At 67.1% G+C, this 26675-nt stretch carries 26 protein-coding genes and 2 pseudogenes; 13 read left to right on the forward strand and 15 right to left on the reverse strand.

The window, feature by feature from the left end:
- Positions 1-198: pseudogene (locus ACE3O8_RS00305) on the reverse strand (TldD/PmbA family protein); the annotation flags it as partial.
- A 9-nt stretch (positions 199-207) separates the two neighbouring features.
- On the reverse strand, positions 208-1125 hold the full coding sequence (gene ubiA / locus ACE3O8_RS00310) for a 4-hydroxybenzoate octaprenyltransferase (RefSeq protein WP_374385551.1): 918 nt from the start codon (positions 1123-1125) through the stop codon (positions 208-210).
- 17 nt (positions 1126-1142) lie between these two features.
- Between ubiA and ACE3O8_RS00315 the strand changes: the two genes are divergently transcribed.
- A complete protein-coding gene (locus tag ACE3O8_RS00315; RefSeq protein WP_374385553.1) occupies positions 1143-1961 on the forward strand; it encodes a dienelactone hydrolase family protein in 819 nt (272 codons plus the stop codon).
- A 33-nt stretch (positions 1962-1994) separates the two neighbouring features.
- Here the strand turns inward: ACE3O8_RS00315 and ACE3O8_RS00320 are convergent, their stop codons facing one another.
- Positions 1995-3770 (reverse strand): fatty acyl-AMP ligase, encoded by a 1776-nt coding sequence (locus ACE3O8_RS00320; RefSeq protein WP_374385555.1) that lies wholly within the window; start codon positions 3768-3770, stop codon positions 1995-1997.
- Positions 3771-3910: 140 nt separating this feature from the next.
- Between ACE3O8_RS00320 and ACE3O8_RS00325 the strand changes: the two genes are divergently transcribed.
- Entirely contained in the window at positions 3911-4447 is a 537-nt protein-coding gene (locus tag ACE3O8_RS00325) for a regulatory protein RecX (RefSeq protein ID WP_374385557.1), read from the forward strand.
- 168 nt (positions 4448-4615) lie between these two features.
- Here the strand turns inward: ACE3O8_RS00325 and ACE3O8_RS00330 are convergent, their stop codons facing one another.
- Both ACE3O8_RS00330 and hisC read right to left on the reverse strand, forming a co-directional pair.
- Positions 4616-5524, reverse strand: a complete 909-nt coding sequence (locus ACE3O8_RS00330) for a prephenate/arogenate dehydrogenase family protein (protein WP_374385559.1) — start codon at positions 5522-5524, stop codon at positions 4616-4618.
- On the reverse strand, positions 5524-6624 hold the full coding sequence (gene hisC, locus ACE3O8_RS00335) for a histidinol-phosphate transaminase (protein ID WP_374385561.1): 1101 nt from the start codon (positions 6622-6624) through the stop codon (positions 5524-5526). Before hisC ends, ACE3O8_RS00330 begins: the two co-directional genes overlap by 1 nt.
- 87 nt (positions 6625-6711) lie before the next feature.
- Between hisC and ACE3O8_RS00340 the strand changes: the two genes are divergently transcribed.
- The gene (locus ACE3O8_RS00340) at positions 6712-7827 is read left to right on the forward strand and encodes a homoserine O-acetyltransferase (protein ID WP_374385563.1); all 1116 of its coding nucleotides are present in this window, start codon (positions 6712-6714) and stop codon (positions 7825-7827) included.
- The gene (gene metW, locus ACE3O8_RS00345) at positions 7824-8411 is read left to right on the forward strand and encodes a methionine biosynthesis protein MetW (protein WP_374385565.1); all 588 of its coding nucleotides are present in this window, start codon (positions 7824-7826) and stop codon (positions 8409-8411) included. The genes ACE3O8_RS00340 and metW overlap by 4 nt, the downstream gene beginning before the upstream one ends.
- A gap of 4 nt (positions 8412-8415) precedes the next feature.
- Here the strand turns inward: metW and ACE3O8_RS00350 are convergent, their stop codons facing one another.
- The 6 genes from ACE3O8_RS00350 to ACE3O8_RS00375 all read right to left on the reverse strand — a co-directional run bounded on the left by ACE3O8_RS00350 (position 8416) and on the right by ACE3O8_RS00375 (position 13750).
- Positions 8416-8772: a DUF3597 domain-containing protein gene (locus ACE3O8_RS00350; protein ID WP_374385567.1), complete on the reverse strand. Its 357-nt coding sequence runs from the start codon at positions 8770-8772 to the stop codon at positions 8416-8418.
- Between the two features lie 92 nt (positions 8773-8864).
- Positions 8865-9809, reverse strand: a complete 945-nt coding sequence (locus ACE3O8_RS00355) for an MvdC/MvdD family ATP grasp protein (protein ID WP_374385569.1) — start codon at positions 9807-9809, stop codon at positions 8865-8867.
- Between the two features lie 47 nt (positions 9810-9856).
- Entirely contained in the window at positions 9857-11410 is a 1554-nt protein-coding gene (locus ACE3O8_RS00360) for a M43 family zinc metalloprotease (RefSeq protein ID WP_374385571.1), read from the reverse strand.
- Positions 11411-11488: 78 nt separating this feature from the next.
- Positions 11489-11776 (reverse strand): hypothetical protein, encoded by a 288-nt coding sequence (locus ACE3O8_RS00365; RefSeq protein ID WP_374385573.1) that lies wholly within the window; start codon positions 11774-11776, stop codon positions 11489-11491.
- 147 nt (positions 11777-11923) lie between these two features.
- Complete coding sequence (locus tag ACE3O8_RS00370) at positions 11924-13105, reverse strand: VWA domain-containing protein (protein WP_374385575.1); 1182 nt, start codon at positions 13103-13105, stop codon at positions 11924-11926.
- Positions 13106-13177: 72 nt separating this feature from the next.
- A complete protein-coding gene (locus ACE3O8_RS00375) occupies positions 13178-13750 on the reverse strand; it encodes a hypothetical protein (RefSeq protein ID WP_374385578.1) in 573 nt (190 codons plus the stop codon).
- Positions 13751-14027: 277 nt separating this feature from the next.
- Here ACE3O8_RS00375 and ACE3O8_RS00380 point away from each other — a divergent pair, with 277 nt between their 5' ends.
- Positions 14028-14753 carry an SDR family NAD(P)-dependent oxidoreductase gene (locus ACE3O8_RS00380; protein WP_374385580.1) on the forward strand — a complete coding sequence of 242 codons (726 nt, stop codon included), beginning with the start codon at positions 14028-14030 and terminating at the stop codon, positions 14751-14753.
- Here the strand turns inward: ACE3O8_RS00380 and ACE3O8_RS00385 are convergent.
- Positions 14750-15055 carry a hypothetical protein gene (locus ACE3O8_RS00385; protein ID WP_374385582.1) on the reverse strand — a complete coding sequence of 102 codons (306 nt, stop codon included), beginning with the start codon at positions 15053-15055 and terminating at the stop codon, positions 14750-14752. The genes ACE3O8_RS00380 and ACE3O8_RS00385 overlap by 4 nt on opposite strands.
- Positions 15056-15099: 44 nt before the next feature.
- Here ACE3O8_RS00385 and ACE3O8_RS00390 point away from each other — a divergent pair, with 44 nt between their 5' ends.
- A complete protein-coding gene (locus ACE3O8_RS00390) occupies positions 15100-16374 on the forward strand; it encodes an NADH:flavin oxidoreductase (RefSeq protein ID WP_374385584.1) in 1275 nt (424 codons plus the stop codon).
- Here ACE3O8_RS00390 and ACE3O8_RS00395 read toward each other — a convergent pair.
- Positions 16268-17143, reverse strand: coding sequence for an MlaA family lipoprotein (locus tag ACE3O8_RS00395; RefSeq protein ID WP_374385587.1), 876 nt, complete (start codon positions 17141-17143; stop codon positions 16268-16270). The genes ACE3O8_RS00390 and ACE3O8_RS00395 overlap by 107 nt on opposite strands.
- A 96-nt stretch (positions 17144-17239) precedes the next feature.
- Between ACE3O8_RS00395 and ACE3O8_RS00400 the strand changes: the two genes are divergently transcribed.
- Genes ACE3O8_RS00400 through metH form a run of 4 tightly spaced genes read left to right on the forward strand, consistent with a single transcriptional unit; the run spans position 17240 to position 22738 of the window.
- Entirely contained in the window at positions 17240-18187 is a 948-nt protein-coding gene (locus ACE3O8_RS00400; RefSeq protein ID WP_374385589.1) for an ArsR/SmtB family transcription factor, read from the forward strand.
- Complete coding sequence (gene metF / locus ACE3O8_RS00405; protein WP_374385590.1) at positions 18184-19083, forward strand: methylenetetrahydrofolate reductase [NAD(P)H]; 900 nt, start codon at positions 18184-18186, stop codon at positions 19081-19083. The genes ACE3O8_RS00400 and metF overlap by 4 nt, the downstream gene beginning before the upstream one ends.
- A 56-nt stretch (positions 19084-19139) precedes the next feature.
- Positions 19140-20138 (forward strand): homocysteine S-methyltransferase family protein, encoded by a 999-nt coding sequence (locus ACE3O8_RS00410; protein WP_374385607.1) that lies wholly within the window; start codon positions 19140-19142, stop codon positions 20136-20138.
- Entirely contained in the window at positions 20135-22738 is a 2604-nt protein-coding gene (metH, locus tag ACE3O8_RS00415) for a methionine synthase (RefSeq protein WP_374385592.1), read from the forward strand. Before ACE3O8_RS00410 ends, metH begins: the two co-directional genes overlap by 4 nt.
- Before the next feature lie 430 nt (positions 22739-23168).
- Here metH and ACE3O8_RS00420 read toward each other — a convergent pair whose 3' ends face one another.
- A complete protein-coding gene (locus tag ACE3O8_RS00420; RefSeq protein WP_374385594.1) occupies positions 23169-23792 on the reverse strand; it encodes an NUDIX domain-containing protein in 624 nt (207 codons plus the stop codon).
- A 413-nt stretch (positions 23793-24205) separates the two neighbouring features.
- On the opposite strand from ACE3O8_RS00420, the gene ACE3O8_RS00425 reads away from it, so the two are divergent.
- Genes ACE3O8_RS00425 through ACE3O8_RS00435 form a run of 3 tightly spaced genes read left to right on the forward strand, consistent with a single transcriptional unit; the run spans position 24206 to position 25981 of the window.
- Positions 24206-24817 (forward strand): ribonuclease D, encoded by a 612-nt coding sequence (locus ACE3O8_RS00425; RefSeq protein WP_374385609.1) that lies wholly within the window; start codon positions 24206-24208, stop codon positions 24815-24817.
- The gene (gene lptC / locus ACE3O8_RS00430; protein ID WP_374385596.1) at positions 24810-25451 is read left to right on the forward strand and encodes an LPS export ABC transporter periplasmic protein LptC; all 642 of its coding nucleotides are present in this window, start codon (positions 24810-24812) and stop codon (positions 25449-25451) included. The genes ACE3O8_RS00425 and lptC overlap by 8 nt, the downstream gene beginning before the upstream one ends.
- Positions 25448-25981, forward strand: a complete 534-nt coding sequence (locus tag ACE3O8_RS00435) for an LptA/OstA family protein (RefSeq protein ID WP_374385598.1) — start codon at positions 25448-25450, stop codon at positions 25979-25981. The genes lptC and ACE3O8_RS00435 overlap by 4 nt, the downstream gene beginning before the upstream one ends.
- On the opposite strand, the pseudogene ACE3O8_RS00440 reads toward ACE3O8_RS00435, so the two are convergent.
- Positions 25982-26675: pseudogene (locus ACE3O8_RS00440) on the reverse strand (alpha/beta hydrolase); the annotation flags it as partial.

Below are 26675 nucleotides of genomic sequence, written 5' to 3' on the forward strand. Positions count from 1 at the left end.
AGACCGGGCGCCAAGGAACAGGCGAAGGCCGATCTCCTCGCCCTCTGAGCGGCCGATATCTTCCAGCTGGCCGAGGCGGACGCCGATTCCGAGTGAGGATTCACCGAAATAGACGGCGTCGGCGGCATCGGCGCCGGCTTTCCGGGCGAGCGACAGCAGGTGATCGAGGCGTTCGAGCGCGGCTTCGGGGGTGAGCATGCCCCGGATCTAGGCGGCGCGGACGAAGGCGGCAAGGAGGATGGGCAGCAGAAGCAGCAGACCCGTCAGCTGGTTGGAGCGGAAGCGGGTGAGCGCCGAGCCGCTGTCCTGAGGGTCGAGCGTCAGCGTCTGCCAGCCGAGATGCAGTGCGGCCGGGGCCAGCGCGGCGAGCGGGAGCGGGCTTGCCGTCCATCGCCACAGGGCGGCCCCCAGCAGCAGGATCGTCATCGCATAGAAGAGGCCGACGCCGGCCTTCAGCCGGGGGCCGAGCGCCCGTGCCGAGGATTTGACCCCGGCGAGCGCGTCATCCTCTACATCCTGGGCGGCGTAGATGCTGTCGTAGCCGAGCGTCCAGGCGATGGCGGCGGCATAGGTGAGGAGCATCACGGGCATTTCCGCCCTGAGTGCCGGTTCGGCGGCGGCCCAGCCGACGGGAACCCCCCAGTTGAACGTCAGCCCCAGCCAGGCCTGCGGCCACCAGGTGATGCGCTTCATGAAGGGATAGGCCGCAACCAGAAGCAATGAACCGAGCGCCACGAACCGGGCGGCGACGGGCAGGGCGAGGAGGACGGCGAGGCCGACGAGCGACAGCAGGATCAGGAAGATCCAGGCCGATGTCTGCGGGATTGCCCCGCTGGCGACCGGTCGGTTGGCGGTGCGGGCGACTTTCGCATCCAGATCCCTGTCCACGATGTCGTTGTAGACGCAGCCGGCGGCCCGCATCGCGATGCTGCCCAGCAGGAATAGCGGCCACCAGCGCCACCAGCCGGCCGGCGGGCTGAGGAAGGCGCCGAACAGGCAGGGCCAGAACAGGAGCCAGATGCCCGCCGGCCGGTCGAACCGGGCTAGGCGGGCATAGAGGGCGGCCCGGGGCGGCAGGCGATCGACCCAGTTGGTCAGGGCATCGGGCGTCTTGGGCGGCGTCATCCGCGGTGCCTTAGGCGATGGCGGCCATTCTTGACAGCCGGGGTTTCGGCAACGAGCATGCCGGGATGCCGCTTGAGGATTACCAGCGATCGGATTTCACCGCTGCGCCATGGACCCGGCCGGTCTGTCGGCGAGGCCATGGACCGGCGGTGATCGTGATCCATGAAATGCCGGGGCTGCATCCGCTGGTGGTGGATTTCGCGGATCGGCTGGTGGCGCAGGGCATGACGGTGTTCCTGCCGAGCCTGTTCGGGACGCCGGGCCGGAAGGCTTCGGTCGGCTATGCCGTTGGCGAAGTCCTGAAGGCGATCTGCATCCGCCGCGAGTTCAGCATCTGGAATGGCAGCAAATCCAGCCCCATCGTGGACTGGTTGCGGGCACTGGCCCGACATGCCCATTCCGATTGCGGCGGGCCGGGCGTCGGGGCGGTGGGAATGTGCTTCACCGGCGGTTTTGCGCTGGCGATGATGACGGAACCCGCCGTGGTGGCCCCGGTGCTTTCGCAGCCCTCGCTTCCGTTCCGGGACGATGGCGGAATCGGGGTTTCCGAAGCCGAGATCGGCTGTGCCCGCAAGCGCTTCGAGGACGAGGATCTGACGCTGCTGGGCCTCAGGTTCCGGGGCGACAAGTTCGTGCCGGATGCCCGCTTCGAGCGGTATCGGGCGGAATTCGGCGACCGGTTCGAAGCGATCGAACTGAACCCGGAAGACGCCCGGGCGGGCACCGGCATGGCGCCGCATTCCGTGCTGACCATCCATCTGACCGAGTCCGGCCCCGCCAAGGAGGCGGAGGCGCGGACGATCGGCTTTTTCCGGCAGCGGCTGGGGCTGGATTGAGCGGTTGGCCCGCCCCGACAGGGCAGGGCCGGCCTATGCCGCGACGTCGAAGGGGACGATTTCACCCGACAGATAGAGCTGGCGGGCTTTCACCCGGCTGAGCTTGCCCGACGAGGTGCGGGGCAGGGTGCGGGGCGGCACCAGTTCCACCACGCAGTTCATGCCGGTGATGGCGCGGACCTTGGTGCGGATCGCATCCTTCAGGCGGGCGCGTTCCTCCAGATCGGTGGTGCGGCACTGCACGAGGACAGCGGGCGCTTCCTCCCCCTGGGGCGTGGTGATCGAGAAGGCGGCGATGTCGCCCGCCTTGAAGCCTTCGAGCTGCTCGATCGCCCATTCGATATCCTGCGGCCAGTGGTTCTTGCCGTTCAGGATGATCATGTCCTTGGCGCGGCCGACGATGAAGATGTGGCCATCCACCAGATAGCCCATGTCGCCGGTGTCGAGCCAGCCATCGGGGGAGAGGCAGGCCGCGGTCGCTTCGGGATCGCGGAAATAGCCCTGCATGATCCCTTCGCCCTTCACCAGCACCCGGCCGATCTGCCGGTCGGGCAGGGCCTTGCCGTCGGCATCGCGGATCTCGATGACGAGGCCGTGGACGGCGACGCCGCAATCCACGATGGCGCGATAGCGCACGGGCTTCGAAGGATCTGAAGGACCATCTGCAAGGCCTTCGCCTGCAAGCTTTTTCTCGTCCACAAGATCGCAGACGATGCCCTGGCCGACCGGCGCCACCGAAACGGCCAGCGTTGCTTCGGCAAGGCCGTAGCTGGGGGTGAAGGCTTCGGCGCGGAAGCCCGCCGAGGCGAAGGCGTCCACGAAGGCCTGGCAGATATCGGGACGGATCATGTCGGCCCCGTTGCCGGCGATGCGCCAGCGGCTGAGATCGAAGCGGCCTTCCACATCGGTCTGCGTGGAGACGCGGCGGGCGCAGATATCGTAGCCGAAGGTGGGCGAATAGGAGAGGCTGTTGCCGGGGTTGCGGCTGATGAGGGTGAGCCAGCTGAGCGGGCGGCGGGCGAAATCATCCGTTGCGATGAAATCGACCGACAGCTGCACCGCCATGGGCGACAGGAAGGTGCCGACAAGCCCCATGTCGTGATACCAGGGCAGCCAGCTGATGCCCCGATCGCCGACCGCGAGCTTCATGCTGAGGGCATGGCCCGTGAGGTTCGCCATGACGGCCCGGTGGGTGACGGCGACGCCGTGCGGGAAGCGGGTGGAGCCGCTGGAATATTGCAGATAGGCGATCGCGTCCGGATCGGCGGCGGGCAGTTCGGTGGCCGGGGCCGGCATCGCATCGAACTCCGCCCAGCCGAGCGCGGTGGAGATGCCCTCTGCCGCTTCGGCGAACATGGATTTCAGGCTGTCGGGCCCCAGCACCAGCACCGGATCGCTGCTGGAAAGTTGCACCCGGATCTGTTCGACATAGGCCTGGCGGCCGCCGAACGAGGTGGGAAGCGGCAGCGGCACGGGCAGCACGCCGGCATAGAGGGCGGCATAGAAGGCAGCTGCGAACTCCGCGCCGGTTTCCGCGATCAGGGCCACGCGCTCGCCCGGCTTCACACCATGGGCGATCAGGCGCAGCGCACCCGCGCGGGCATCTTCGCGGAGTTGCGAATAGGGGTAAACGCGCTGCAGATTGGCGCGCGCGTCGTAGAAATTATAGCCGGTCGCGCCCGTCGCGGCATAGTCCAGCGCGTCGGTCAGCGTGTTGTAGCGTCCGGTCACGAAGGGGATTCCGGACAGCAGGGGGGTCGGCGTCAGTCCGGCGGGGGCCGGGGCTTGGTTGGCGTCGTCCACAGTCATTCCAGCTCGGGCCTCTCTTGGGCAGCAGGCGTGCGACTTACCTAGCACCGCGCATAGCACGGTTAACGGCAGCCTGCACCGTGCCAGATGGACCCGAGACTGGTTCAAAACAGGCCCGAACTGTGGCAGCAAGGTGGCAGATGGCACCTCATTCCCGTGCAAAAGGGCCGCGAAAACCGCCGCCGCCGCTGGATTCCGCGACGCTGGACGCCATTGCGGTGCGCTATGTGGAGCGTTTCCAGAGCAGCCGCGCCCGCCTGCTGCGCCTGCTGAACCAGAAGATCCGTCAGCGGGGCTGGGCCGAAGGCGAGCCGCCGCCCGATCCGGAGGCGACCGCCGACCGGATGGTGGCGCTGGGCTATGTGAATGATGCGGCCTTTGCCGAGGCGCGGGCACGCGGGCTGGCGCGGCGCGGCATGGGAGCCGGGCGGGTGCGGGCCAGCCTGTCCGCCCATGGGATCGATGCAGAAACGCAGGGCGCGGTGCTGGAGGGCCATGACCCCTGGGGTGCCGCGCTGGATTTTGCCCGCCGCAAGCGGCTGGGGCCGTTCGGGCCGGTGCTGGACGATCCGAAACTCAAGGCCCGGCAGTTGGGTGCCTTTGCCCGGGCGGGGCATCCGCAGGGGCTGGCGCGGCGAATCCTGGCCGCCCGCAGCGAGGACGAGCTGGAGGCCTGACAGCCGTTCAGCTTTTCACACATTTCGCACTGCCTTCGCGCGCGAAGGCCGCCTGCCCCCTGAGCCGGCCTGGATCGGGGCGCGGGGTGGGGCAGGGCGGCGCATCCTGCCCGGCATGGCAGGGACGGCGGGTGTAGGACAGCCGGCGACTGGCGGGCACGGAAGTGCCTAGTGGTGGCGGCCGAAATCCGGGTCTGCCGTGTCCTGCCCTGCATCGATGATGGCGCGGCGGATATCGCGGCTGCTGCTGAAGCGCTGGAACAGGGCGTCGCCCTCGCCCCAGCGGATGGCGCGCTGCAGGGCGGCGATGTCCTCGCTGACGCGGCCCAGCACTTCCAGCACGGCGTCCTTGTTCGTCAGGAACACGTCGCGCCACATCGTCGGGTCCGAGGCGGCGATGCGGGTGAAATCGCGGAAGCCCCCGGCGGAATATTTGATCACTTCGCCGCGCGTCACGCCCTCCAGATCAGCGGCGGTGCCGACGATCGAATAGGCGATGAGGTGGGGGATATGGCTGGTGACGGCCAGCACCAGATCATGGTGGCGTGGTTCCATCACCTCTACGCGCGAGCCGACGCGCGCCCAGAATTCCGACAGGCGGGCGACGGCGGCGCTGTCTGCGCCTTCGGGCGGGGTGAGGATGCACCAGCGCCCTTCGAAGAGCGTGGGGAAGCCGGCGTCCGGGCCGGACCGTTCGGTGCCCGCCACCGGGTGCGCGGGGATCAGGTGGACGCCCGGCGGCATCAGCGGGCCGAGCGCGTCGATCACGATCTGCTTGGCGGAGCCGACATCGGAAACGATTGCGCCCGACGCGAGTTCCGGGGCGATTTCCGCGCCCACGGCGGCAAACGCGCCCAGCGGCACGGCCAGCACCACGAGATCGGCATCGACAACCGCCGCGCCCGCCGAATCCGCGACATCATCGACGAGGTTCAGGTCCCGCACACGCTCGCGGACGGCGGGGTCGGCGTCGGTCGCGGTGAGGCGCACCGTGGGCATATGCGCCCGGACCGCGCGCGCCAGGCTGGAGCCGATCAGCCCCATGCCGATGATGGAGACGCGCGCAAAGGGCAGCATCAGGCGGCCGCGATCTCGTTCAGCGCCGCGATCACGCCGCCGGTTTCATCCGCCGTGCCGACGGAGATGCGCACGGCATGCGGCAGCCCCTGACCGGGCAGCCAGCGGGTGATGTAGCCGCGCTGGGCGAGGCCCTTGTGGATCGCTTCGGCCGAAAGGGGGCCGCTTTCCGGGCAGGTCATCAGCACGAAATTGCCTTCGGACGGGATGGCGCGCAGCCCCTTGTTGCCCAGCCGGCTGATCGCATCGGAGAGGCGCGTCCGCTGTTCGCGGTTCCAGGCGCGGCAGCGGCTGACGAACTCCTGATCGTCGAGCGCGGCTTCGGCCGCGGCGAGCGCGGGCACCGAGATCGGGAAGGGGGCGCGCACCCGGTTCAGCTCGGTGATCAGCGGTGCCGCGCCGGTGGCCCAGCCCACGCGCAGGCCGCCGAGGCCGTAGATCTTGGAAAAGGTGCGGGTGACGAGGACGTTGGTTGTCGTCTGCGCCAGCGCGAGGCCGCCATCCGGATCGGCCTCGTCCAGATATTCGGCATAGGCCTGATCCACCACCAGCAGCACGTCGCGGCGGAGGCCGGCATGGAGGCGGGCGACTTCGCTGGCCGGGATCATCGTGCCGGTGGGGTTGTTGGGGTTCGCGAGGAAGACGATGCGGGTGTCTTCGCGGACCGTGCGAAGGATGGCGTCCACATCGGCGGCATAGTCCGCATCCGGCGCGGCGAGCGGCTCTGCCCCCGCACGGCGGGCGGCGATGGGATAGACCATGAAGCCATGGTTCACATGCACCACGCTGTCGCCCGGCTTGCAGTAGATCAGCGGCAGAAGCTGCAGGATCTCGTCAGAGCCGGTGCCGCAGGCGACGAGCTCCGGGTTCAGGCCGTGCAGCTTCGCGATCTTGTGGCGCAGCGCCTCTGCGGTGCCGTCCGGATAGCGGTGGCTGCCGGCGGCGGCGTCCTTCAGCGCTTCGATGGCGAGCGGGCTTGCGCCCCAGGGATTCTCGTTGGACGAGAGCTTCACCGGGCTGGCGTGGCCGCCGCCCTTGGCTGAGCCGGGAACATAGGCCTGGATCGCGGAGATCCACGGATTGGGAACAGGTGCGGTCATGGGCGATGCCGTTAGGCGCGTGGGATGCGGGGGGCAAGTGCGCGCCGCCTTTGCCAGCGGCGGGCGGCGCTGCTAGGCGCTGGCGCCGTGTCGCCCAAGGTCGCCCATAATCATGTCCGCCTGCCGCAGGACCTGCCGCTCGAATCCGGGCAGGTGCTGCCGCGCCCGGCCATCGGCTTCGAGACGCTGGGCAGGCTGAATGCGGACCGCTCGAACGCGATCCTGATCTGCCATGCGCTGACCGGGGACCAGTATGTGGCCAGCCCGCATCCGGTGACGGGAAAGCCGGGCTGGTGGACGCGGATGGTGGGGCCGGGCCTGCCGATCGACCCGGAGCGGCATTTCATCATCTGCTCCAACGTGATCGGCGGCTGCATGGGGAGCGAAGGCCCCGCGAGCCCGCATCCGGTGGACGGTGCGCCCTGGGCGCTGCGGTTCCCGGTGATCACCATCGCAGACATGGTGCGGGCGCAGGCCGGATTGCTCGATTCGCTGGGGGTGGAAACGCTGCTGGCGGTGGTGGGCGGATCGATGGGCGGGATGCAGGCCCTGCAATGGGCGGCGAGCTATCCGGGCCGGGTGCGATCGGTGCTGGTGATCGCCAGCGCGGCGCGGCACAGCGCGCAGAACATCGCCTTTCACGAAGTGGGGCGGCAGGCGATCATGGCCGACCCGAAGTGGAAGGGCGGCGCCTATGGCGCGGGGGAGGGGCCTGCGAAGGGGTTGGCGGTTGCGCGGATGGCGGCGCACATCACCTATCTGTCGGAGGCGGGGCTGACGGCGAAGTTCGGCCGCCACCTGCAGCAGGGCAACGCCAAGAGTTTCGGGTTCGATGCGGATTTCCAGATCGAATCCTATCTGCGGCACCAGGGGATGAGCTTCGTCGACCGGTTCGACGCCAACGCCTATCTCTATATCACCCGCGCGCTCGATTATTTCGACCTGGCGGAGGATTATGGCGGGCAGCTGGCGCAGGCCTTTGCCGCGACCGAGGCGCGGTTCTGCGTGATCTCGTTCGATACCGACTGGCTGTACCCGACGGCGGAATCGAAACGCATCGTGCAGGCGCTGGTGGCGGCGGGGCGGCATGCGAGCTTCGTGGAGCTGACGAGCCCCTTCGGCCATGATGCCTTCCTGCTGGACACGCCCGGCCTGAACGAGGTGGTGGACGGCTTCCTGAAAGCGGTGGAGCGGACGGCATGAACGGGCTGACCGCGCGACTGAGGCAGGTGGCGGCCCAGATTCCGGCCGGGGCCACCGTGCTGGATGTCGGCTGTTCGGATGGCCGGCTGCTGGCGCACCTGCGCGATGCGAAGCAGGTGGACGGGCGCGGGATCGAACTGGATCCGGCGCGGGTGGCGGCGGCCGTGGGGCGCGGACTGTCGGTTGTGCAGGGCGATGCGACGAGCGACCTTGCCGTGTTTCCCGACCAGTCCGTTGACTATGCGGTGTTGTCGGAGACGCTGCAGGCGATGGAGGCGCCGCGGCAGGTGCTGGCCGAGCTGGTGCGGATCGGGCGGCGCGCGGTCGTCGCTTTCCCGAACTTCGGCTTCTGGCGGGTGCGGGCGCATCTGCTGCTGAAGGGGCGGATGCCGGTGACGCGGACGCTGCCGGTGAGCTGGTACGAGACCGAGAATATCCACTTCTGCACCATCGACGATTTCCGTGCGCTGGCGCGGGAGATGGGCCTGACGATCGAGAGTGAGGCCTATCTGGCGGGGGAGACCCCGATCGGCGCGTGGCCCAACCTGAGGGCGGACCACGCGCTGTTCGTGCTGCGTCGCTGACCGGTCAGACGGAGGCTGTCGCCAGCTTTTCCATCACCTTCTTGTGCAGCCAGATGTTCATTTCCGCACTGCCGTCGAGCGCGCCGGTGTAGCCGAGGTCGGTCGCCAGTTCCTTGCGGGCCGCCAGCGAGCTGTCCATCCCGACGAGCTTCATGAGATCGACGATCGACGTCTTGTAGTTGGAGGGCTGGCCGCGCTTTTCGGCCATATAGGCGAGCGTTTCCTCCAGATCGACCGGCTGCGGCTTCGGCGGCGGTGGCGGCGTGGCGGCGGCGGGCGCGGGCGGCGCCTTTTTCGCGGCGACTTCCTTCGCCTCGTCGCTGCCGAAGATCGCATCCTTCAAGGTCGAGAACAGCCCCATGTCTTCCTCCTTATTCGAGTGCAGAGGCCAAGATTTGGCCCTGTCCGTCGCCGGGCGCAAGGGGAATTCGCGGGATTTTCGGGGCGGTTATCCTATTGTCCGTGCTGCCTGTCGTGCCGTTCGAGGCAGGCCGCGATGGCCTGCGGCACGGGCTGGCCGGTGCGTTCCGAGGCGAAGAGATATTCACCGGCCGGGTTCACCTCGAGGAAGACATGCTCGCCTTCGGGCGTGACGCGGAAATCGACGGCGCCATAGGCGAGGCTCAGCCGCTTCATCAGCATGTCCAGGCGTTCGGCCACCTCGTCCGGCAGCCGATAGGGGGTGACCGTCGCGGAGCCGAGGCCGGGGCGGTAATCCGCTTCATATTCCGGCTCTGAGCGGATGGCGGCGGTGAACATCTCGCCATCGACATAGGTGGTGCGCAGATCGAGATCGGCGGCGACGAAGGACTGGAATGTGACGGGGGCGAAGCGCACCTGATCGAGCCGGGCGAGATCGGCGCTGCCGAGGCGCTCGGTGTGGCGGGGCGCTTCGGCGATGTTGCGGAAGGCCTTGCGGATCACCTGTTCGGGGCCGCGTGCCTCGATGAAGGCGCGGGCTTCGGCGGGATCGTTGGTGACGAGCGTGTCGGGCACGGCGAGGCCGACGGCCATCGCCTCCCGCAGCTGCCACAGCTTGCGCTGCGCCCGGTCGTCTGCATGGGGCTGGTTCATCCAGAAGCAGTCGAGCGAGGCCCAGATGCCGCCGAGCGCTTCGGTTGATTCGGACCATGCGAAGAGGCGCGATGTCGGGTCTGTCAGGGCCGGGTCCATCTCAAGCGGGCGGATGCGGCGGTACCAGGCGGCGCCCACCGTTTCGAGATCGATCCATTCGCCATCGGGCAGGCGGAGCGCGAGGCGCCGTTCGCCGCCGGCGCGCATGGCAAGCGCGAGCCGGGACGGGAACCAGTCTGTGCTGACGAGCCGCCACGGACGGGACAGATGCGCGGTGACGCGGTCCACATGGCTGTTTTCGGGGAAGGAGATGATGAGGATCATCGGGTGGCGGCGGCCATGGCGGGGTCAGGCCATGGCCGCCTGCCTTCTCAGCCGGCGTTGGCGCGGAGTTCGGCAAGCGCCGCCTCCAGCGCCTGGCCGAGTTGCTGCCCTTCGCCGGTGAGCTGGCCGGACTGGTGGAGCGCCGCCAGCGCCTCCAGCACCTGCGCGCCCACCGCCAGCACCAGCTGCGCGGCGCCGCCGTCGTCGCGGCCCTGGCCGCCGCCCAGCACGAACGGCGTCGCGCCGCCGATCGCCGGATTGATGGCCGGGTTCACCAGCGGCCCGGCCGGATCGACCAGCGGGCCGGGATCGAAGCCCTTCGGGTTTTCGAACAGGCTCTTCTGCGGATCGAACACCGCCTCTTTCGGCCGATCCTTGATGAGGTCCTTCGGACGTTCCTTCACGAACTCCTTCGGGCGATCCTTGGCCGCGTCTTTCGGGAAGTCCTTCGCGCCTTCTTTCGGCACGTCCTTCACCCCGTCCTTCGGTCCTTCCTTGATGGGATCCTTGGGCAGGTCCTTCGCGAACTCCTTCACCGGCTCCTTCACGAAATCCTTTGGCCGGTCCTTCGGAAGATCCTTGATGGCATCCTTCGGGATTTCCTTCGCGAATTCCTTGATCGGTTCCTTGATGGCGTCCTTGATGATGCTCTTGCCGCCGCACGGCACGCTGGAGCCGATGGCGCTGCGCGGGCCATCGAGGCAGGCCTGCATCCGCGCGACCTGCCCGGTGGTGAACATGAACATGCCGGCGTCGTCGGTATAATCCATGTAATTCATGAACATGTCGCCGTTGGGGCCGTTCGAGCAGCTGACTTTCGGGAAGCTGGGCATGCCGGTGTTCGGGCCGCCCTGATTCGGCGTGTCGGAGACGAAATCCGATCCGCCGCAGCCGTCGCCGTCGTCGCCCCAGATGTGGCGGAGGTTGAGCCAGTGGCCGACTTCGTGGGTGGCGGTGCGCCCCTTGTTGAAGGGCGCAGCAGCCGTGCCCTCGGTGCCGAAGGCGGTGTGGGTGCAGACGACGCCGTCCGTTGCAGCGGGGCCGCCGGGGAACTGGGCGTAACCGAGCAGGCCGCCGCCCAGCTTGCAGACCCAGATGTTCAGATACTCGTCTGCGGGCCATGGGTTGGCGCCGCCTGTCGCCGCCGATTTCACCCTGTCGTCAGAGGAGAAGCTGGTGACGCTGGTGCTGGTGCGGGTGACGCCGTCGGTCGGGTTGCCGTTGGGGTCTGTCGTCGCCAGTTCGAAGACGATGCGGGAATCGGCCGCCAGCGGCGCGAAGGCTGCGGGAACGTTGGAAACATCCCCGTTCTTCTTGCGAAAATCGTCGTTCAAGACCTTGATCTGGCTGTCGATCTGGGCCTTCGAGATATTCTCGGCCGCGGTCCGGTGCACGACATGGACGACGACCGGGATCTTCGTGCAGCCGCTGCGCTGGGCCAGCATGCCCTGTTCGGCGCGGAAGGCCATCTCCTCGATCTTTTCCCGGTTCGCGACATAGCGCGCATCGGTCGCCATCAGCCGGTGGTGAACCGCCATCGCCGCGCAGCTGCGCGTGACGGGCAGGTCATTCTCGTCGTCGCTGTCCTTGTTCTTGGCCATGTTCAGTCTCCCTCCTGCCGCCTCGGGGCATTGGTGGCACTGGCTGCTGGCGGCCTTGTTTTCAGTCAGTCAGCTTCGTCATTCCCGTTTCAGAACAATCGTTTCAGCATCGGTCTTTTCGACGGAATAGGTTCCGGACCAGCCGGGGAGGTCGATCCGCAGGCGGTTGCCCGCAACATCCCAGTGGCCGCCGCCCGCGCTTTCGAGCCGATCAGTCGGCCCGGGCGCGCCGGCGCGCGCCAGGCGCCCTGCGGCGAGGGTGAGCGTGCGCCGCCCGCGCGCAGGGGGAATATCGGCTTCGGAGGATTTCAGGACGAGGCGGTCGGCGCTGCCGAGTTCACGCAGTTCGACCCATTCGCCGGTCACTGCCGCAGAAATGCTGTCGTCTTGCCCCGGCATGCCCCGCCTCCCGTGCGGAGACATTGGTTAACAGCTGCAAATGAGTCAATACGTCAGCATAACATGCTGGTAATTAATGAATTTTCGATCCGAAAATATGCTGCGGTGCGGCATTCAATGGCTGCGGGTGAGTTCCCGCATCGCCCGGTCGAGTCCATCGAGGGTGAGGGGGAACATCCGGCCTTCCATCAGCGTCTTCATCATCTGGATGGACTGGCTGTGGCCCCAATGCTGTTCCGGGATCGGGTTCAGCCAGGCGGCGGAATGATAGACGCCCGTCAGGCGCTTCATCCACACATCGCCGGCCTCCTCGTTCCAATGCTCCACGGACCCGCCGGCATAGTTGATCTCATAGGGGCTCATGGACGCGTCGCCCACGAACAGCAGCTTGTAATCATGCGGGAATTTGTGAAGCACATCGAAGGTGGGCGTCCGTTCGGACCAGCGGCGCTTGTTGTCTTTCCAGACCGCCTCGTACGGGCAGTTGTGGAAGTAGAAATATTCCAGGTGCTTGAACTCCGTCCGCGCGGCGGAAAACAGCTCTTCCATCACCTTCACATGCGGATCCATCGAGCCGCCGACATCCAGGAACAGCAGCAGCTTCACGGCATTGTGCCGTTCGGGGCGCATCACGATGTCCAGATAGGCCTTGCGCGCGGTGCCCTTGATGGTGGCATCCAGATCCAGTTCGTCGGCTGCGCCTTCGCGGGCGAATTTCCGGAGCCGCCGGAGCGCGACCTTGATGTTGCGGGTGCCGAGTTCGACCGTGGAATCCAGGTTCTTGAAGTCGCGCTTGTCCCAGACCTTCAGGGCCTTGCCCTGGCGATTCTTGTCCTGCCCGATGCGGACGCCTTCCGGGTTGTAGCCGTTGGCGCCGAACGGCGACTTGCCCGCCGTGCCGATCCACTTGTTGCCGCCCTCGTGGCGCTTCTGCTGCTCCTCGAGCCGCTTCTTCAGCGTCTCCATGATCTCGTCCCAGGAACCGAGCGACTTGATCTCGGCCATTTCCTCGGGCGTGAGATAGAGTTCGGCCAGCTTGCGCAGCCATTCTTCGGGAATTTCCGCGGTTCCGGTGTCGATCGTGGTTTCGAGGCCCTTGAAAACCTTGCCGAAAACCTGGTCGAACCGGTCCAGCAGGCCTTCATCCTTCACATAGACGGCGCGCGACAGATAATAGAAATCATCGACGCGGTTTTCGATGACGCCCACCTGCATCGCCTCCAGCAGCATCAGATGCTCTTTCAGCGAGGCCGGGATCTTCGCGGCGCGCAGCTCATCAAGGAAATGAAGGAACATGGGCCGAGATTAGGCGTTCGGGGCAGCGGCGGCCAGCCCGCCAATTCAGGCAGGCGGCCCCCATCGGCAACGCTATTGCAGGCGCATCGGGCGGGCTGTCTCGCGCCAGGCGTTCCTGTCTTCCTCCATCCGCCGGATCTGGGCGTCGGCCATGCCGGAGGTTATGACGATTTCGGTGCCGGCGCCTTCGTCCGAGCGGGAGATGGCGATGAGGGCGCCGCCCGCCTTGTCCTTGCCGTCGCGCCCGGCGAAGATCCGCACCGCGCTGTCGGCTTCGTTGACAACCATCCCCGCCTTCACGCCCAGTTCCTTTGCCCTGGCGTCGTAGAAGGCGGCGACCTTTTCGACGGAATCTTCGGTCCGGAACACCATCAGCCCGCCACCCCGGCCCCGGTTTCCATCGGATACCCGGGTTACCAGCCGTGCGCCCGGATAGGCCGGGGCGAAGGCCGGAAGTTCGGTGGAAAGGGTCAGGCTTTCCCCGTCGCTGGCGCTTTCCACCACCGCGCCACCCGATCCGGTGATCACGCTGGCCTTGCCGTCTTTCTGAACGATGACCTTGGGCTCGTCCTTGCAGGCGGCGAGCGCGAGGGACGCGGCGAGAAGAACGGTGACGAGAGAAACGCGGGTGGAGAAAGCGTGCATTTGCAAAGACTCCCTGCGAGGCCGACACGATCGGCCGCCAGCTTTTTCCCCTCGGCCGGGGTAATGACCGAAATGGCGGAACAGGGCAAGACGCCGTCGGCCCGGAACGGAGGGTCCTGATGTTTCAAGGAAATTTGGCAATTTTGTATAAAACCGACATTCGGGCATCGCGATTGCGCGACCGGAAGCCGCCGGCCCCATTCTTTTGGCTGATTGCGGATTTCGGCCAGCCTACCGATGGGTGCAGCAGGAAACCGGGGACGGAAAGGGCGAGCGGATGAGCGGGACATGGCCGGAATTCAAGGGCAAGCGGGTCCTGGTGACGGGCGGGAGCCAGGGCATCGGGCTGGCGACGGCGAAGGCCTTCCGGGCGAACGGCGCAACGGTGCTGATCACCGGCACCCGGGCGGCGGCGACGGATTATGCCGATGACCTGTCGGGTTACACCTATCTTCAGGCGGATTTCACCCGGGCCGAGACGGCTGCGGCCGTGGCCAAGGCGGCGGGCGAGATCGACATCCTGGTGAACAACGCCGGGACCGGACGGGCGGACGAATATACCGAGGCAGGGTTCCGGGCCGTGATCGACGTGAACCTGAACGCGGTGATGGCGCTGAGCGCGGCGCTGCACCCGGCGCTGAAGGCGCGGGGCGGGGCGATCGTGAACATGGGCTCGCTCTCCAGCTTTCTCGCGCTGCGGGAAACGCCGGCCTATACCGCCTCGAAGGCGGGGCTGCTGGGGCTGACGCGGGCGCTGGCCGACAAATGGGCGCCCGACGGGATCCGGGTGAACATGGTGGCGCCGGGCTTCATCCGCACCCGGATGACGGAAATCCAGCGCACCGACGCCGAATATGAAAAGCGGCTGATGAAATCGGTGCCGATGCGCCGTTGGGGCGAGCCCGAGGAAGTGGCCGAAACGGTGCTGTTCCTGGCGTCGTCGCGGGCGCCCTATATCACCGGGCAATCCATCGCGATCGATGGCGGACTGATGCTGCGCTAGGGCTGCGGGTTCGGCTCTGCGGGCGGCGGGGCCGGTTCTTCGGCGGGTTCCGGGGCTTCTGCCTGGGCTGTGGGGCGCGGTTTGGGCGGCGGCGCATCGCGCGCGTCCTTCACGGGCCTGCCGGTGAGTTCGCCGACGGATCGGCTCACGCTGACGGGCGCGCGCGCCGCGGCTTCGGCGGCGCGAATATCGGCATTGGCGCGCTCGACGCCGGCGCTGGTCGATTCCGCGGTGCCGCCATCCTTCTGGCCGCCGCAGGCCGCGAGCAGCGTGGCGGCAAGCAACAGCGGAAATCCTCTCACAAGCGCTCCTTTCGCCGGGTAATCCCCATGCCTATGCCCCGGTCATGAACAGCCTCGCAACCCCGTTGACGCTGGCATCCGGCGTCGTGCTGAAGAATCGCCTTGGCAAATCCGCAATGACGGAGGGCCTTGCCGACCCGGCGAACCGGGCGACGGAGGCCCATCAACGCCTGTATCGCCGCTGGGCGGAAGGGGGCGCGGGGCTGCTGATCACGGGCAATGTGCAAGTGAGCCGCCGCCATCTGGAACGGCCGGGAAATGTCGCCATCGAGGGGCCGCAGACAGCGGAGGCGATGGCGGCGCTGTCGGCCTATGCGGCGGCGGCATCGGCGGACGGAGCGGCCTGTTTCGTGCAGCTTTCGCATGCCGGGCGGCAGACGCCGATCACGGTTAACGCCCATCCGAAGGCGCCGAGCGCGATCCCCGTGGCGCTGCCGGGCAAGCAGTTCGGCGTGCCGGAGGCGCTGAGCGAGGCGGAAATCGGGGAGCTGATCGCGGCCTTCGGCCATGCGGCGGGCGTGTGCCGGGCGGCCGGATTTGCCGGTGTGCAGCTTCACGGGGCGCATGGCTATCTTCTGTCGGCGTTCCTGTCGCCGCTGGCGAACCGGCGGACGGACCGGTTCGGCGGAAGCCTGGAGAACCGGGCCCGGTTCCTGCTGGAGGCGGTGCGGGCGGCCAAGGGCGCGGCCGGGCCGGGCTTTGGCGTGGCGGTGAAGCTGAATTCGGCGGATTTCCAGCGGGGCGGGTTCGCGGTGGAGGAATCGCGGCTTGTCGCGCAGATGCTGGAGGCGGAAGGGATTGATTTCCTGGAGGTTTCCGGCGGGAATTACGAGCAGCCGCGGATGATGGATTCCGATGGGCTTTCACCCGGCGAGGCGCGGTCCGCGCGGCGCGAGGCCTATTTCCTGGAGGAGGCGGAGCGGCTGCGGGCGGCGGTGAAGACGCCGCTGATGGTGACGGGCGGGTTTCGCGGGGCGGCTGCGATGGCGGCGGCCGTTGCTGGCGGGGCGTGCGACATCGTGGGGCTGGCGCGCCCGCTGTGCACCGATCCCGATGGGCCGGCGCGGTTGCTGAGCGATCCGGGCGCGGTTCTGCCCGCCTGGGAAAAGCAGCTGCGGCTGGGGCCCGGCCCGCTGTCGCCCGAGCGGGGCGGGGCGTTCGTGAAGATGCTGAACGGCTTTGGCGTGCAGGCCTGGTTCTGCCTGCAGATCCTCAATCTGGCCGAGGGGCGTCAGCCGGAGCTTCGGTTGCCGGTGTGGAAGGCGCTGTGGCGGTATCAGCAGCGGGAAGGGCGGATGGCGAAGGCGCTTCTTCGCTGACCTCTGCCGCCGGATCGTCCGATGGGGGGGGGATATCCTCTTCGTCTTCGGCGGGCAGGTTGCCGTCGAAGATCTCGTAGCGGCGGAGTTGCAGCCAGGCGGAGCGGGTGGTGGCGTAAGGGTCTGCCGCGCCGACGAGGAGCTGTTCGCCCTGGTCCCTGAGGTTGGAGCGGGTGTCGAGCACCTGCACGGCAAGTTCGAACAGCTGCTCTTCCGAGGAGAGCAGGCGGTTCGCGACCGGATCGAAGGGATCCAGCAGGAAATCGACGACGAATCCGATACTGTCCCGCGCGGTGTTGGGGCCGAGGAAAGGCAGCATCACGAACGGGCCAGACGGCACACCCCAGACGGCGAGGGTCTGCCCGAAATCATGCGGCTGTTCGACAAGGCCCATGTCGCTGGCGTGATCGGCGACGCCGAGGCCGAGAAAGCTGTTGATGAGGATGCGATCGAAGGCGCGGAAGGCGCTTTTCACCTTGCCCTGCGCAATCGCGTTGCCCATGTTCGTAGGCTCTTGCAACAGATTGTATCCGTTGGCGATTCCGCGACGGGGGGCATCCGGGATCACGGTGCGATAGACGTTGGTGACCGGCTTCAGCGCATAGCGGTCGATCTTCATCGACACGTCGAAGATGCGCCTGTTGGTCTTTTCCCAGGGATCCCGCTGGGCGACATCGGTGATCGCCACCTGATCCAGCCGTTCGCCGCCATGCGCGCAGGCGCCGAGCAGCAGCAGGGCGGTGAGGGGCGCAAGTGACGGCCGGAACATGGCGATTTGCCTAGGGGCAGTCAGCGCCCTGCACAAGTGCGGGAAGATGGCGCCTTGCCTTGACCGGATATAAAGACATGTTTAAGTCTTTCATCCATGACGATCGAAGATCCGAGCAAGCTGGTGGAACGGGCGCACGAGTTGTTCGCGGCGCTGGCCGATCCGACCCGTGTGCGCATCCTGCTGTTGGTACGCGACCTGGAGCTTTCGGTGGGCGAACTGGCCGAAATCCTGGACCAGAGCCAGCCGCGCGTATCCCGGCATGTGCGCATCCTGGCGGAAGCCGGGCTGGTGCGGCGGCAGAAGGAAGGCGCCTGGGTGTTCGTGGGGCAGGGCGACGGGGCGGTTCTGGCGCCGGTTCATGGCCTGATCACGGCGGTGGCGGGTGGGGGCGACCCGATCGCGGCGGAGCGGGCGCGGCTGGGGCAGGTGCGGGCAGAGCGGCAACGGCGGATCGACGGCTGGTTCGAATCAAATGCGGGCGAATGGGATCTGCTTCGGCGGCTGGGCGGGCAGGATACGCAAGTTGAAGACGCGCTGGTTGCGGCCGCGCGCCTGCCAGGGGTGGGGCGGCTGCTGGATATCGGCACAGGCACCGGCCGGGTGCTGGAGCTTCTGTCGGCGGAAGCCGACAGTGCGACGGGGATCGACCGTTCGCCCGAAATGCTGCGGCTGGCACGCGGCAAGCTGGCGGGCGGCGGCAACCAGACGGCCGATGTGCGGCAGGCGGACATGCGGGCGCTGCCATTCCCGGACGGCGGATTCGACACGGTGACGCTGCACCAGGTGCTGCATTTCGCGGACGAGCCGGCCGCGGTGATTGCGGAAGCGGCACGGGTGCTGGCGCCGGGCGGCAAGCTGCTGGTGGCGGATTATGCCGCGCATGGGCTGGAGGAGCTGCGCACGCGCTTCCAGCACGCCCGGCTGGGATTCGAGGACAAGGCGATGCAGGACTATTTGGGGATGGCCGGGCTGCAGCCGCGCCTGCTTTCGACGCATCCGGGGCCGGAGCTGACCGTGAACATCTGGGAGGGGCGGCGATGACCGTGACGGAACCGGCCGGCGGCCCGCTGTTTGCGGATCTGCCCGGCGATATTGAAGTATCGTTTGAATTCTTTCCGCCAAAGACTGAGAAAATGGCGGAAATCCTGTGGAGCAGCGTGCAAACGCTGGCGCCGCTGAAGCCGCGCTTCGTGTCTGTCACCTATGGGGCGGGCGGGACGACGCGGGAGCGGACGCATGCGACCGTCGCGCGGATCGCGACGGAAACCGATATTCCGGCGGCCGCCCACCTGACGTGCGTGGACGCCGGGCGGGACGAGATCGCCGCCGTGGCCGACGCCTATTGGGAGGCCGGCATCCGCCACATCGTCGCCCTGCGCGGCGACCCCCCTGTGCGCGATGGGCAGTTCCAGCGGTTCGTTCCCCACCCAAATGGGTACCGGGACGCCGCCGAACTGGTCGCCGGGCTTGCCGCCCGCCACCCGTTCGAACTGAGCGTGGGCGCTTATCCGGAAACCCACCCCGAAGCGGCTAGCGCAGACGCGGACATGGCGCATCTGAAGCGCAAGCTGGACGCGGGCGCGAGCCGGGCGATCACGCAGTTCTTCTTCGAGCCGGAGGCCTTCTTCGGCTTCCGTGACCGGGCTGCGGCCGCCGGGATTTCGGCGGATCTGGTGCCGGGCATCCTGCCCGTTTCCAACTTCGCCAATGTGAAGCGGATGGCCGCGCAATGCGGCACCCGCATCCCGGAGTGGATGGGGCGGCTGTTCGAGGGGCTGGACGACAAGCCGGAGGCGCGCCAGCTGGTCGCCGCCACGATCGCTGCCGAAATGGTCCGCCGCCTTTATGCCGGCGGGGTGCGGCATTTCCACTTCTATACGCTCAATCGGGCAGAGCTGGCCTATGCCATCTGCCATCTGCTTGGGGTTCGCCCGTGACCATCCTGCCATCTGCGGCCGAAGCCGCCTTCCGGACAGCCGCCAATCAGAGAATATTGGTGAAAGATGGCCCATATGGCACTGCAATACAGGCGCTTTCCCTGAACGAATCCGACTATCGCGGTTCGCTGACGGTGGCCCATGACCAGAAGGGCAACAATGATATCCTGAACCTGACGCGGCCGCAGGCGATTGCGGGCATCGCACGGGCCTATATCGAAGCGGGCGCCGACCTGCTGGCGACCAACACGTTCAACGCGAATGCGATCAGCCAGGCGGATTATGGCACCGAGGCGCTGGTGCGGGACATCAACCTGGCGGCGGCCCGTATCCTGCGCGCAGAGGCGGATGCCGCGACCGCCGAGGATGGCTGGCCCCGCTTCGTGGCGGGCGCGCTGGGGCCGACGAACAAGACATTGTCGCTGAGCCCGCGCGTGGAGGACCCCGGCTTCCGCGAGGTGGATTTCGACGGGATGAAGTCCGTTTACCGCGAGCAGATCGACGCGCTGCTGGACGGCGGCGTGGACTTCATCCTGATCGAGACGGTGTTCGACACGCTGAACGCCAAGGCGGCGGCCTTTGCCGCGATGGAGGCGGAGGAAGCGCGCGGCGTGCGCGTGCCTGTGATGATTTCCCTGACGCTGACGGACATGGCCGGGCGGAACCTTTCGGGGCAGACGGTGGAGGCCTTCTGGATTTCGGTGCAGCATGTGCGGCCGCTGACCATCGGGCTGAACTGCAGCTTCGGCGCGACGGAGCTGCGGCCGCATGTGCAGATCCTGGCGGCGCAGGCAGATGCGCTGCTGATGGTCTATCCCAATGCGGGGCTGCCCAATGCCTTTGGCGGCTATGACGAGCTGCCGGACACGACCGGGCGGCTGATCCATGAATGGGCGGAAGCCGGGCTGATCAACGTGGTGGGCGGCTGCTGCGGCACCACGCCCGCCCATATCGCGGCGATTTCCCGGGCGGTGAAGGATCTGCCGCCCCGGCCGGTGCCGGGGCATGTGCCGGCGCTGCGGCTTTCCGGGCTGGAAGCGGCGGTGTTCGCATGAGCGCGACGAGCTTCATCAACATCGGCGAGCGCACGAACGTCACCGGATCGGCCCGGTTCCGCAAGCTGATCGTGGCCGGCGACTATACGGCGGCACTGGATGTCGCGCGGGAGCAAGTGGCGAACGGCGCCCAGGTGATCGACGTGAACATGGACGAGGGCCTGCTGGACAGCGAGGCGGCCATGACGACCTTCCTGAAACTGCTGGCCGCCGAGCCGGATATCGCCCGCGTGCCGCTGATGATCGACAGCAGCAAGTGGAGCGTGATCGAGGCGGGCCTGAAATGCGTGGCGGGCAAGGCGATCGTGAATTCGATCAGCCTGAAGGAAGGGGAGGGGCCGTTCCTGGCGCAGGCGCGCACGGTGCGCCGCTATGGCGCGGCGGCCGTGGTAATGGCCTTCGACGAAACGGGGCAGGCCGACACCGCCGCGCGCAAGCTGGAAATCTGCGCCCGCGCCTATGATCTGCTGACGGCAGACGGATTCGCCGCCGACGACATCATCTTCGATCCCAACATCTTCGCCGTGGCGACGGGCATCGAGGAGCATGACCGCTATGCGCTGGACTTCATAGAGGCCTGCCGCGCCATCAAGCAGCGCTGCCCCGGTGCGCGGATTTCGGGCGGGCTTTCCAACCTGAGCTTCGCCTTCCGGGGGAATGAAGCCGTCCGCCGGGCGATGCACAGCGTGTTCCTGTACCATGCCATTCCGGCCGGGCTGGACATGGCGATCGTGAACGCCGGGCAGCTGGATGTGTATGAAAGCCTGGATGCAGCGCTGCGCGAGGCCTGCGAGGATGTGATCCTGATGCGCAGGCCGGATGCGACCGATCGGCTGATCGAACTGGCATCCCGTTTCAGCAATCAGGTTCAATCTGTTGAAAAACAGACTGAAGAGTGGCGGTCCCTGCCTGTAGAGAAGCGACTGGCCCATGCGCTGGTGAACGGGCTGGACGCGCATGTGGTGGCCGATACCGAAGAAGCGCGCCTGCTGTCGGCGCGGCCCATCGAGGTGATCGAAGGGCCGTTGATGGACGGCATGAACCTGGTGGGGGACCTGTTCGCCACCGGCAAGATGTTCCTGCCGCAGGTGGTGAAATCCGCCCGCGTGATGAAGAAGGCGGTCGCTCACCTGATCCCCTTCATCGAGGCGGAGAAGGACGAGGGCGCGGCGCCCAAGGCGAAGATCCTGATGGCGACCGTGAAGGGTGATGTTCACGACATCGGCAAGAACATCGTGGGCGTCGTGCTTCAGTGCAACAATTACGAGGTGATCGACCTGGGCGTGATGGTGCCCTGGCCGAAGATCCTGGAAACCGCGCGGACGGAAAAGGCGGACATCATCGGGCTTTCGGGCCTGATCACGCCTTCGCTGGACGAGATGGTGACCGTGGCGACCGAGATGGAGCGCGCCGGTTTCACCATGCCGCTGCTGATCGGCGGCGCGACGACCTCGCGGGTGCATACCGCGCTGAGGATCGCGCCGGCCTATTCCGGGCCGACGATCCATGTGCTGGATGCCAGCCGGGCCGTTGGCGTCGCCTCCAGCCTGATGTCGGATACGCTGGCGGACGGGTTCATTGCCGACGTGGCGACGGACTATGCCGATATCCGGGCGAAGCGACAGGGCGCGCAATCGGCGCTGGCGAGCCTGGCGGATGCGCGGGCGAACGGGCTGGCGATCGACTTTACGGCGGAGCCGCCGGTGCGGCCCGCCGCGACCGGGCAATGGACGATCGACGACTGGTCTCTGGCGGAGCTGGTGCCCTTCATCGACTGGACGCCGTTTTTCCGCGCGTGGGAGCTGCATGGTACCTATCCGCAGATCCTGGACGACAAGGTGGTGGGCGAAGCGGCCCGCGCCCTGTGGCACGACGCGCAGGCGATGCTGGAACGGATCGTTGCGGAGAAGTGGCTGACCGCGAAGGCGACCGCCGCCATCTGGCCCGCGCGGCGCGAGGGCGACGACATCCTGCTGTTCGCGGACGAGGCACGGGCGGCGCCCATCGCGCGGCTGCCGATGCTGCGGCAGCAGGTGGCGAAGCGCGAGGGCAGGGCGAATGACTGCCTGGCTGATTTCGTGTCGCCCGAAGCGGACTGGATCGGCGGGTTCGCGGTGACGGCCGGGCATGGGATCGAGGCGAGGCTGGCCGGGTTCAAGGCCGCGCACGACGACTTTTCCGATATCCTGCTGAAGGCGCTGGCAGACCGGTTCGCGGAAGCCGCAGCGGAAGCGCTGCATTTCCGCATGCGCACGACGCATTGGGGATATGAAGCAAAGGCGGAGCCGGATTATCCGGCCCTGATCCGCGAGCAATATCAGGGCATCCGGCCGGCGCCCGGCTATCCCGCCTGCCCGGATCACAGCCTGAAGCCGCTGCTGTTCGATTTGCTGGATGCGCCTGCGAAAACAGGGATCACGCTGACGGAAAGCTTCGCGATGCTGCCGACGGCGGCAGTGTCGGGCTTTTACTTCGCGCATCCGCAGAGCCATTATTTCGGTGTTGCGCGCGTGGGCGAGGACCAGCTGGCCGACTATGCGCAAAGACGGGGCGTCAGCCTGGATCAGGCGCGGCAGTGGCTGCGCCCGAATCTCGACTGACGCCCCAGTGGTCCAGGCTTCTGTCGCTTAGGTCCTGGGTTCCGTGGCTTCGGGCGACGGCGTCTTGCCCTCTTCGGGCTTGGGCTGGCCTTCGGGGGCCGGCTGGCCGCCATGCGGTTGGGCCGGGCCTGAGGGCGGCGGGGCCGTTTCCGGCTGCTGCGCGGGGGCTGGCGGCGGCGGCGGCGACTGCTGGCTGAAAGCGGGCGCGGCCAACAGCAGGCCGGCACTGGCGACAAGGCCAGTCCAGATTATTTTCATTCTGATTTCCAATCCCTTGAGCGCGGTTCCTTATATTCCGCGATAGGGAGTATTGACCGTCAGGCCCGGCCTGTCGCCCCCGTTGTCGACGATCCGGGCAAAGTTGGAGGCGAGTGACGCAGCGTGTCGACGAAGCGAGCCGGCTGCGCCGACGAGTTGTTAACCATGTTCGTCAGATCGCCGATTCGGGGCTCTGCCGAGTCCATCGCCAGAAGGGGCGGGCGGCCGGGCGGCCCTGGATATGCTGTTCCACCACGTCCAGCACCGCGCGGGTGACGGTGGGCAGGTCGAGCTCCCGGCATTCCCTGAGGTCGAACCAGGCGACTTCGCCCAGTTCCCGGCTGTCCGACGGGTCGAGCGACTGGAGCTGTTCGGCATCCGCCATCAGGAAGCGGGCGTCGAACCGCTTGTGGCGGGCGGGCGGCGTGATGGCGCGGGCGATATAGCTGAGGCCGGAGAGATCCGCTTCCAGACGGCCATCGAGGCGGCCGATGACGAGACCGGTTTCCTCGTAGGTTTCCCGAACGGCCGTGCGGGCCAGGGCGCGGGCAAGGCGGGCGCCATCCTGCCGTTGCAGGCGCCGCGTGGCGGCCAGATCGGCCGCAACGTCCGGGGCGAGATCCCTGAGGATGGGGGCGCGATAATCGGACCGGTCGATGCGGCCGCCGGGGAACACCCATTTGTCTGGCATGAAATCATGGCCGCCCGATCTGCGGCCCATCAGGATGCGCGGGGAAGAGCCGTCGCGGCGGACAAGGATGAGGGTCGCGGCGTCACGGGGTCGGGCTATGGCCATGCCTTATCGGTGGCGCGGCGCGCGGTCGCGGCCAAGCTGCGGGAAAAGAGGAGTAGGCGGGCGCGCGCCGAAGATCGAAGGACAAGTTGCTGATTTCTCAGTTCAACTGGCAGCATGAAATATGACAATATTGTATATCATCATGAAGTTGCGTGGAAATCTTCACGTCACTTGACAATTTTTGGCCTGTGGATAACTTCTGCCCCAACTGAAGCCTAGGAGGACTTCATGGCCATGACGGACGACAAACGCCCGCACAAATCCGGCTGGAAGGTGCTGCTTTCCGGCGTGCTGACCGGCTATCTGCTGCTGATGGGCGTGTATTTCATCTTCCTGCGATGATCCGTCCGGTGGGGCGGGGTTGCTCCACCAGCTCCATTGCCCGGCATCGGCCGAACGCCTATGGCGAAGCGATGGCGATATTTTTCCACGAAGGCGACCTGCCCGGCGACCCCTTTGCGCCCGGCCCGATCGCGGTCGACACCGAGACGATGGGTCTGAACCCGCATCGCGACCGCCTTTGCCTCGTCCAGCTGTCGGACGGGCAGGGGGATGAACATCTGGTGCGCTTGTCCGGCGACTATTCCGCGCCGAACCTGCGGCGGATTCTGGCCGATCCGGCACGGCTGAAGCTTTATCATTTCGCGCGCTTCGATCTTGCGGTGATCCGCCGCTACCTCGATGTCGTCGCGGCTCCGGTTTACTGCACGAAAACGGCGAGCCGCCTGATCCGCACCTATACCGACCGCCATGGCCTGAAGGACCTGGTGCGGGAACTGCTGGGGGCCGAAATCTCGAAGCAGCAGCAATCCAGTGACTGGGGTGCGGCCGTGCTGAGCGACGCGCAGAAGGACTATGCGGCATCAGACGTGCGCTTCCTGCACCGGATGAAGCCCATCCTGGACGAACGGCTTGCGCGCGAAGGGCGAACGGCGCTGGCGCAGGCCTGCTTCGATTTCCTGCCGCACAGGGCCGATCTGGACCTTCAGGGCTGGCCCGAAATCGACATCTTCGCGCATGTCTGAACTGGCGGATCGCCAGCGGGAAGCGCGGCGGCGATCCATGCTGCCGGGCGGGCCGCGCGATGCGCTGGTTTCTGCGGCGAAATGGGTGCTGCCCGCTGCATCGCTGGCGCTGGCGGCCGTGCTGATCGTGCTGCCCATGCTGGCCACGCAGGAATTCAGCTTCCTTCTTTCGAAGGACAGCGCGGCAAGGGCCGGCGAACGGATGCGGATGGAAGAGGCGACCTACCGCGGCGAAACCGCGCGCGGCGAGCCATTCGAGATCATTGCCCGGTCCGGCGTGCAGAAGACGAGCGCGGTTCCGGTGGTCGTCCTCTCCGGCCTGTCTGCCCGGATCGAGCAGGCGCAGGGGCCGGCGACGGTGACGGCGCCTTCGGGCGAATTCTTCATCGAGCAGAACCGGTTGCTGGTGCGCGGGCCGGTGACGGCGCGGTCCGCATCGGGCTATAGCCTGGACGGCAACACGATCCTTGTCGATATCAATGAAAACCGGGTGACGACGAGCGACCCCGTATCGGGCACCCTTCCCATGGGCCAGTTCAGCGCGAACGCCTTCACTGCGGACATCCAGGGCCGCAAGGTGAGCATGGCGGGCGGCGTGAAGCTGCGCATCACCCCCAACCGGACAGTCGGATGATGAAGACCACAAAGATCCTGATCGCCATTGCGCTTGCCGCGCCGATTGGCGCCATGCCTGCCTTCGCCCAGGGCATCACCACCTCCGCGCTGCGCGGGCTGGACAGCAGGGCGCCGATCGATGTCGATGCCGACCGCATCGACGTGCTGGACCAGCAGAACCAGGCGATCTTCACCGGCAATGTGCGGGTGCGGCAGGGCAATCTGACGCTGGAGGCCGACCGGATCAAGGTTGCCTACAGCCGCCCGGTGAAGGGCGACCCCGTGATCCAGCGGCTGGACGCGGACGGCAATGTGCGGCTGGCGACCCCCAGCGAACGCGCCAGCAGCCGCTTCGGCATCTATGACGTCAGCAAGCGCATCCTGACGCTGATCGGCAATGTGGTGCTGACGCAGGGCACGACCAAGGTGCAGGGCAACCGTCTGACGATCGACCTGGCCTCTGGCCGGTCCACGCTGGACGGCAAGACCTCGACCGGACAGGCCGGCAGCCGGGTTTCCGGCCGGTTCGCGGTGCCCGACCGGAAGTAATCAGAAGTCGCGGGCGGCCAGCCAGCCCTTCACCGCCGTGACCGCCTTGCCGAGATGTTCGGGCTGGCGGGAATAATAATGTGTCGCGCCGGTGATCGTCTGCATCGACTTGTCGGCGGCCGCGACGGCATCTAACAGCCGGTGCGTGTGGCTGGGCGTGCAGGCGTCATCCGCCGAGTTGCCGATGACGAGCGTGGGGACATGGCAATCGGCGGCGCAGGCCGGCCCGTCTGCGATGGACGTGTCCAGCCCCCATTGCGACAACCAGGAGCGGAGCGTGGAATAACGGCCGAGGCCGCCCGGCGCATCATTGATGAGGCGCGGATCGCCCAGATAGCAGATGCCGGGGGTGCGATCATTGGGATCGATCGCGGGATCCAGCCAGCGCGGATCGGCCATCGTGCCATGGACGACGAAGCTCTGTTCGGCGTTGGGACCGTTCGCCGCCTTGATGATGGCCAGCCGGGCCTTTGCCCATTCGGTGATGCGGCGGTTCCGGGCCTGCTGCCGGGCGCGGAATTCGGCCAGCCAGTCCGCCGGATAGGGCGCGACGGCGGGGGCGGGATCCGCATAGAGGTTCCATGCCGGGTCGCGGTTGTCGGGCGTGGTTTCGTCGGTGATGGACGGGTCGAGCCATTCGGTGAGGGTGGTGGCGCGGCTGACATGGGCGGCGAGCAGCATCATCGCGTCTGCC

This window comes from Sandaracinobacter sp. (genome assembly GCF_041909755.1).
GTDB lineage: Bacteria > Pseudomonadota > Alphaproteobacteria > Sphingomonadales > Sphingomonadaceae > Sandaracinobacteroides.

Excerpts from the sequence above, each read along its gene's own strand:
- ubiA (WP_374385551.1), bottom strand. The coding sequence starts at position 1,125 with ATGACGCCGCCCAAGACGCCCGATGCCCTGACCAACTGGGTCGATCGC.
- ACE3O8_RS00315 (WP_374385553.1), top strand. The coding sequence starts at position 1,143 with ATGGCGGCCATTCTTGACAGCCGGGGTTTCGGCAACGAGCATGCCGGG.
- ACE3O8_RS00320 (WP_374385555.1), bottom strand. The coding sequence starts at position 3,770 with ATGACTGTGGACGACGCCAACCAAGCCCCGGCCCCCGCCGGACTGACG.
- ACE3O8_RS00325 (WP_374385557.1), top strand. The coding sequence starts at position 3,911 with ATGGCACCTCATTCCCGTGCAAAAGGGCCGCGAAAACCGCCGCCGCCG.
- ACE3O8_RS00330 (WP_374385559.1), bottom strand. The coding sequence starts at position 5,524 with ATGCTGCCCTTTGCGCGCGTCTCCATCATCGGCATGGGGCTGATCGGC.
- hisC (WP_374385561.1), bottom strand. The coding sequence starts at position 6,624 with ATGACCGCACCTGTTCCCAATCCGTGGATCTCCGCGATCCAGGCCTAT.
- metW (WP_374385565.1), top strand. The coding sequence starts at position 7,824 with ATGAACGGGCTGACCGCGCGACTGAGGCAGGTGGCGGCCCAGATTCCG.
- ACE3O8_RS00350 (WP_374385567.1), bottom strand. The coding sequence starts at position 8,772 with ATGGGGCTGTTCTCGACCTTGAAGGATGCGATCTTCGGCAGCGACGAG.
- ACE3O8_RS00355 (WP_374385569.1), bottom strand. The coding sequence starts at position 9,809 with ATGATCCTCATCATCTCCTTCCCCGAAAACAGCCATGTGGACCGCGTC.
- ACE3O8_RS00360 (WP_374385571.1), bottom strand. The coding sequence starts at position 11,410 with ATGGCCAAGAACAAGGACAGCGACGACGAGAATGACCTGCCCGTCACG.
- ACE3O8_RS00370 (WP_374385575.1), bottom strand. The coding sequence starts at position 13,105 with ATGTTCCTTCATTTCCTTGATGAGCTGCGCGCCGCGAAGATCCCGGCC.
- ACE3O8_RS00375 (WP_374385578.1), bottom strand. The coding sequence starts at position 13,750 with ATGCACGCTTTCTCCACCCGCGTTTCTCTCGTCACCGTTCTTCTCGCC.
- ACE3O8_RS00380 (WP_374385580.1), top strand. The coding sequence starts at position 14,028 with ATGAGCGGGACATGGCCGGAATTCAAGGGCAAGCGGGTCCTGGTGACG.
- ACE3O8_RS00390 (WP_374385584.1), top strand. The coding sequence starts at position 15,100 with ATGAACAGCCTCGCAACCCCGTTGACGCTGGCATCCGGCGTCGTGCTG.
- ACE3O8_RS00395 (WP_374385587.1), bottom strand. The coding sequence starts at position 17,143 with ATGTTCCGGCCGTCACTTGCGCCCCTCACCGCCCTGCTGCTGCTCGGC.
- ACE3O8_RS00400 (WP_374385589.1), top strand. The coding sequence starts at position 17,240 with ATGACGATCGAAGATCCGAGCAAGCTGGTGGAACGGGCGCACGAGTTG.
- metF (WP_374385590.1), top strand. The coding sequence starts at position 18,184 with ATGACCGTGACGGAACCGGCCGGCGGCCCGCTGTTTGCGGATCTGCCC.
- metH (WP_374385592.1), top strand. The coding sequence starts at position 20,135 with ATGAGCGCGACGAGCTTCATCAACATCGGCGAGCGCACGAACGTCACC.
- ACE3O8_RS00420 (WP_374385594.1), bottom strand. The coding sequence starts at position 23,792 with ATGGCCATAGCCCGACCCCGTGACGCCGCGACCCTCATCCTTGTCCGC.
- ACE3O8_RS00425 (WP_374385609.1), top strand. The coding sequence starts at position 24,206 with ATGGCGATATTTTTCCACGAAGGCGACCTGCCCGGCGACCCCTTTGCG.
- lptC (WP_374385596.1), top strand. The coding sequence starts at position 24,810 with ATGTCTGAACTGGCGGATCGCCAGCGGGAAGCGCGGCGGCGATCCATG.
- ACE3O8_RS00435 (WP_374385598.1), top strand. The coding sequence starts at position 25,448 with ATGATGAAGACCACAAAGATCCTGATCGCCATTGCGCTTGCCGCGCCG.